This is a genomic window from Wandonia sp. (assembly GCF_984588085.1).
On sequence record NZ_CFIGVI010000077.1, the window covers coordinates 1 to 5,151 of the forward strand.

Annotated in this window: 6 protein-coding genes and 1 tRNA gene; all 7 read left to right on the plus strand. The window is 39.1% G+C overall.

The window, feature by feature from the left end; genetic code table 11:
- The first annotated feature begins 138 nt into the window (after positions 1-138).
- The 7 genes from AC4PL9_RS14925 (at position 139) to AC4PL9_RS14955 (ending at position 5,150) form a co-directional block, all read left to right on the plus strand.
- Positions 139-933 (plus strand): thymidylate synthase, encoded by a 795-nt coding sequence (locus tag AC4PL9_RS14925; RefSeq protein WP_491605551.1) that lies wholly within the window; start codon positions 139-141, stop codon positions 931-933.
- 13 nt (positions 934-946) lie between these two features.
- A complete protein-coding gene (locus AC4PL9_RS14930; RefSeq protein WP_491605552.1) occupies positions 947-1,456 on the plus strand; it encodes a dihydrofolate reductase in 510 nt (169 codons plus the stop codon).
- Positions 1,457-1,459: 3 nt separating this feature from the next.
- Positions 1,460-3,421, plus strand: a complete 1,962-nt coding sequence (locus tag AC4PL9_RS14935) for a DNA topoisomerase 3 (protein WP_491605553.1) — start codon at positions 1,460-1,462, stop codon at positions 3,419-3,421.
- 124 nt (positions 3,422-3,545) lie between these two features.
- The gene (locus AC4PL9_RS14940) at positions 3,546-3,788 is read left to right on the plus strand and encodes a hypothetical protein (protein WP_343783959.1); all 243 of its coding nucleotides are present in this window, start codon (positions 3,546-3,548) and stop codon (positions 3,786-3,788) included.
- A 118-nt stretch (positions 3,789-3,906) separates the two neighbouring features.
- Positions 3,907-4,584 (plus strand): hypothetical protein, encoded by a 678-nt coding sequence (locus AC4PL9_RS14945; protein ID WP_491605554.1) that lies wholly within the window; start codon positions 3,907-3,909, stop codon positions 4,582-4,584.
- A gap of 83 nt (positions 4,585-4,667) precedes the next feature.
- Positions 4,668-4,871 carry a hypothetical protein gene (locus tag AC4PL9_RS14950; protein WP_491605555.1) on the plus strand — a complete coding sequence of 68 codons (204 nt, stop codon included), beginning with the start codon at positions 4,668-4,670 and terminating at the stop codon, positions 4,869-4,871.
- 206 nt (positions 4,872-5,077) lie between these two features.
- A tRNA-Lys gene (locus AC4PL9_RS14955) sits at positions 5,078-5,150 on the plus strand.
- Position 5,151 lies beyond the last annotated feature (1 nt).

Sequence of the window (5,151 nt, forward strand, 5' to 3'; positions counted from 1 at the left end):
ATCGTTAAATAAAGTTTTTCACAAAAGAATGAATTCATTCACAATGCTAAATTTCGTTTGCAAAATTGACGTAATTTAGTAGCTGCGAAAGACGATGTTCCGTTCTTTCGGTTCATCAACAACAAACGATAATTTAAGATGAAACAGTATCACGATTTACTTCAGCATATATTGGATAATGGTACAGAAAAGGGAGACCGGACCGGTACGGGGACGCTTTCTACTTTTGGATACCAGATGCGTTTTGACCTTTCGGAAGGTTTTCCGGTAGTAACGACTAAAAAATTACACCTTCGCTCAATAATCCACGAGCTGTTGTGGTTTTTACAGGGGGATACAAATATTAAATACCTGAAAGATAATGGTGTGAGCATCTGGGATGAGTGGGCAGATGAAAAGGGGAATTTAGGTCCTGTATACGGATACCAGTGGCGTTCATGGCCTACGCCGGACGGAGGAAAAATTGATCAGATTAGTAAGGTGGTAGACCAGATTAAAAATAATCCGGATTCCCGCCGCCTGATGGTAAGTGCCTGGAATGTGGCAGATGTGGATAATATGGCGTTACCTCCCTGCCATTGTTTGTTCCAGTTTTACGTCGCAGACGGAAAATTAAGTTGCCAGTTATACCAACGTAGTGCTGACACATTTTTAGGCGTTCCGTTTAATATTGCTTCCTATGCTTTATTGACGATGATGGTAGCTCAGGTGTGTGATCTGGAACCGGGAGAATTTGTACATACACTGGGGGATGCACATTTGTATTCGAATCATATTGATCAGGCTAAGTTGCAACTCAGTCGTGATTTCAGACCGCTTCCTGAGATGAAGATAAATCCGGAGGTGAAAGATATCTTTTCTTTTACGTATGAAGATTTTGAACTGATAAATTACGATCCACACCCACATATTAAGGCAGCTGTAGCTGTTTAAATTCTTCAGGAGAATGAGTAAAAAAGTAACGCTGATCGTTGCCGTGGCAGATAATAATGTTATTGGTAAGGATAACGATTTGGTTTGGAGATTGAGAGATGATATGCGCTTCTTTAAAGAAACGACAACCGGTCATATTATTCTGACAGGGCGGAAAAATTTTGAATCTATTCCGGAAAAATTCAGACCGCTTCCGGATCGGTTAAACTGTATTCTTACGAGAAACCCGGAATATGATGCTCCGGGGTGTGAATTATTTTCTTCTGTTTCCGGGTGGTTGGAAACGTATCAAAATGATGAAAGAAACCTGTTCATTATAGGTGGAGGAGAAGTGTACAGAGAGTCTTTGGAGAAGGGATATGTAAATGAAATGTACATAACCCACGTTCACGGAGAGCCGGAAGGTGATACCTTTTTCCCGGATTTCGATAAAGAAGACTGGACAATTTCAGTAGTCGGTACTGGCGAAAAGAATGAGAGAAACGATTATAGTTTTACGATAAAAAAGTATACCCGAAAATAAGATATGAAGGTTTGTATCGCAGAGAAACCGAGTGTGGCTAAAGATATAGCGGAGATAATCGGAGCGAAACAACGCAAAGACGGTTATTACGAAGGGGGAGGATACCAGGTCACCTGGACGTTCGGGCATCTTTGTACCCTTAAAGAACCCAATGATTATCTTGAAAAATGGAAATACTGGAATTTACGGGATTTACCTATGATTCCGTCGCGTTTTGGCATCAAATTGATTAATGATGAAGGCGTGAAAAAACAATTTCATGTAATCAAACGTCTGGTTCAGAACTGTGAAGAGGTTATAAACTGTGGCGATGCCGGGCAGGAGGGAGAGTTGATCCAGCGATGGGTGCTCCACAAAGCGCAATGCAAAGTTCCTGTTAAGCGCCTTTGGATTTCATCACTTACGGAAGAAGCGATACTTGAGGGATTTACTAAGTTAAAGGACGCGAATGATTTTAACCGATTATACGCGGCAGGAAGTTCGAGAGCAATAGGAGACTGGTTGTTAGGTATGAATGCTACACGCTTATTTACCTTAAAATATGGAAGTGGTAAGGGAGTACTATCTATAGGTAGGGTACAGACACCTACTTTGGCAATGATTGTGAACCGTCAGAAGGAAATTGAAGCATTTGTTCCTGAAGATTACTGGGAAGTGAAAACAGTGTACCGTGAGACTGAATTTTCAAGTAACCTGGGTAAGTTAAAACAACAGGAGAAAGCGGATGAAGCTGTAGCATCCATAAAAGAACTTCCTTTTGAAATTGTTTCCTTTGAAGTGAAGGAAGGAAAAGAATCCTCTCCGCGCTTATTTGACCTTACAGCCTTACAGGTTGAGTGTAATAAGAAGTTTGGATTTTCTGCGGATGACACGCTGAAAATGATTCAGAGTTTATATGAAAAAAAGCTGGTAACCTATCCCAGGGTAGATACAACCTATCTTTCGGACGATATTTATCCGAAAATTCCCGGAATTATGAAAGGGCTTACTCACTTGAGCGCATTAACAGCTCCGCTGCTTGAAAAGCCCATAAAAAAGACAAAACAGATCTTTGATAATAAGAAAGTAACGGATCACCATGCGATTATTCCTACCGGAGTTACTCCAGGGGGAATTACTCCTGATGAGCAAAAAGTGTACATGACGGTAGCCAAGCGGTTTATTGCAGCTTTTTATCCGGATTGTATTGTATCTAATACGACTGTTTTGGGACAGGTAGGAGAGATTGAGTTTAAGGCGACCGGAAAACAAATTTTGAGTCAGGGGTGGCGTGTTGTGTATGAAGGCGAGAAAGCGGATGAGAAGGATGAAAAAGATAAAATCATGCCGACGTTCGAAGAAGGAGAGTCCGGACCTCATGAGCCGGTTATTATCCAACGACAGACCTCACCTCCTAAACCTTATACAGAGGCGACGCTATTGCGGGCAATGGAAACAGCCGGGCGACAGATTGACGATGAGGAGTTACGTGAAATGTTGAAAGATAACGGAATAGGTCGTCCATCTACACGGGCGAATATTATCGAAACATTATTCCGAAGAAAGTATATTGAGCGGAAACGAAAGACCATTTTTGCGACGGAAACAGGCGTACAGGTAATCGAAACTATTTCCAATGATTTGTTAAAATCTCCGGAATTAACAGGGGATTGGGAGAAGAAATTGCGTTTGATCGAAAAAGGAGAGTACGACAGCGAGATTTTTAAAAAAGAGTTAGTTGATATGGTGGTTGATCTAACGAATGAAATCCTCTTTCCGGAACAATTTAAAATGCAAAAGGCTATTCGTGAAATGGGAGATGTAGACTGTCCGAAATGCAAAGAAGGCAAGATCATCAAGGGAAGAAAAGCGTATGGTTGCAGTGCGTATAAATCGGGATGTAATTTCCGTGTTCCATTTGAGCAGGATGGAAAAGAAATCGGACAGGAAGAATTGGAAAAAATGATTGCAGATAAGGTATGGTAAGATCAGATAGATGTATCTGAAGCTTAGATAAATTAATGAAATTTATAGATAACATAATTCAAATTCATAAGAATCATTTTTGATTTTTACTTTTTTGAGTTAAATTTGAAAAAAAATAAAAAATATGAAAAAGGCTTTTACAATTTTGGCGCTAACAGGATTAACACTGGTTTCCTGTACAAAAGATTATTCTTGTACTTGTGAGCAGAAAGAAGTTATTGGTACGGATGTAGAAAACTCAGAGTATAAATTTACTGTAGAAGGAGCTACTAAGGTTCAGGCTCAGGCAGCTTGTAACGAAGCAACAGTGAAAGTAGAAGAGTCGGGTTATTCAATGGAGCAAACTTGTACGCTTACAAAAAAGTAATTGAAATAATTTCAAAAAAAGCCGTGTCACACTGTGGTACGGCTTTTTTTATGGTTTACTTTAACTAAAGAGAAAAGTTCCGGACTAATAAAACTTTTTCTACATTTGATAAAAAAAGATGAGAATATTTGCTGCTCTAGTAGTACTTCTGTTGTCAGTACTGCTGATAATTTTCCCCGACGTATTGTATAACTATGGTATATCCGGAGGATGGTCCTGGACATTTTCGGCCTTATCGCATTGGATTGGAATTCTTGTATTGTCAACTGTTGGTGTGATTCTACTTCCTTTTCAGATGAAAAAAATCTATGCTACGCTCTTAAAGATAATAATAGTCTTAGCTCTTTTGGGAGGATATTTTTTTGTTCGACCAATTTATCAGGGAGATTATAAGAAGACGGATCGCGAAATGAATGATGCGACCAATTCTGTTTTAACAGAAGTTCTTGCCGCTAAACCCGGATTTGAGGGAGTAATTTGTATTGCAAGTCCCGGATGTCCGTTTTGTAAAATTGCTACAAGATATCGCTTAAAAGAGATCAAACGAAGAACAAATCTGGGAGTGGGGGTTTTTCTTGCAGCAAAAGATAGCTCTGCTATTACCACTTATGTAGAAGAGACAGAAAGCCCGGAACTGGATTATTTTCTGGTTGAGAACACGGATGGAATGAACCAGATGTCAGAAGGAAGGTACCCTACTTTTCTTTATATTAAAAATGGGAAGATTATTCACAGATGGTCAAATGATAACCTGGGGTATCCGGCATTGGATTGGATTGAATCGGGAATGGAATAACGAATCGATATAAGTTTATAGTTAAAGAAACCTTCTTAGGTTTTGGTTTAACCTATTATTGTAATATATTAAAACAACATAATATGAAATTAAAAATTACTCTGGGTCTTTTTACTTTGGCAGTTTTTGGGATGACATCTTGCCGTAAAACACGTTATTGTAATTGTTATGACAGTTACGGAGATTTTCAAATAGCAGATACATACTTGTTTGCAACTAAGAAGCAGGCAGAAGTGAACTGTAAAAATACGGCTTCGATCTCCGGCCTGAATTGTAAATTGGACTAACAGAATAGATAAGGCTATACTGATAGGGGAGACGGGAGTCTCCTTTTTAATTTAAAAAATACATAATTGATCTTTATTGATTAACAGTTGGTTAAAATAAAAAGCGTAAAAAAAAGTAAAATTTATTCGAAAAATATTTGGCGAAATGGAATTAGTGCCTATCTTTGCACCCGCAATCACGAACGAGTGAGGCCAACAAAAATAAAGATTCCGTAGCTCAGCTGGTAGAGCATTACACTTTTAATGTAAGGGTCCTGGGTTCGAACCCCAGCGGGATCAC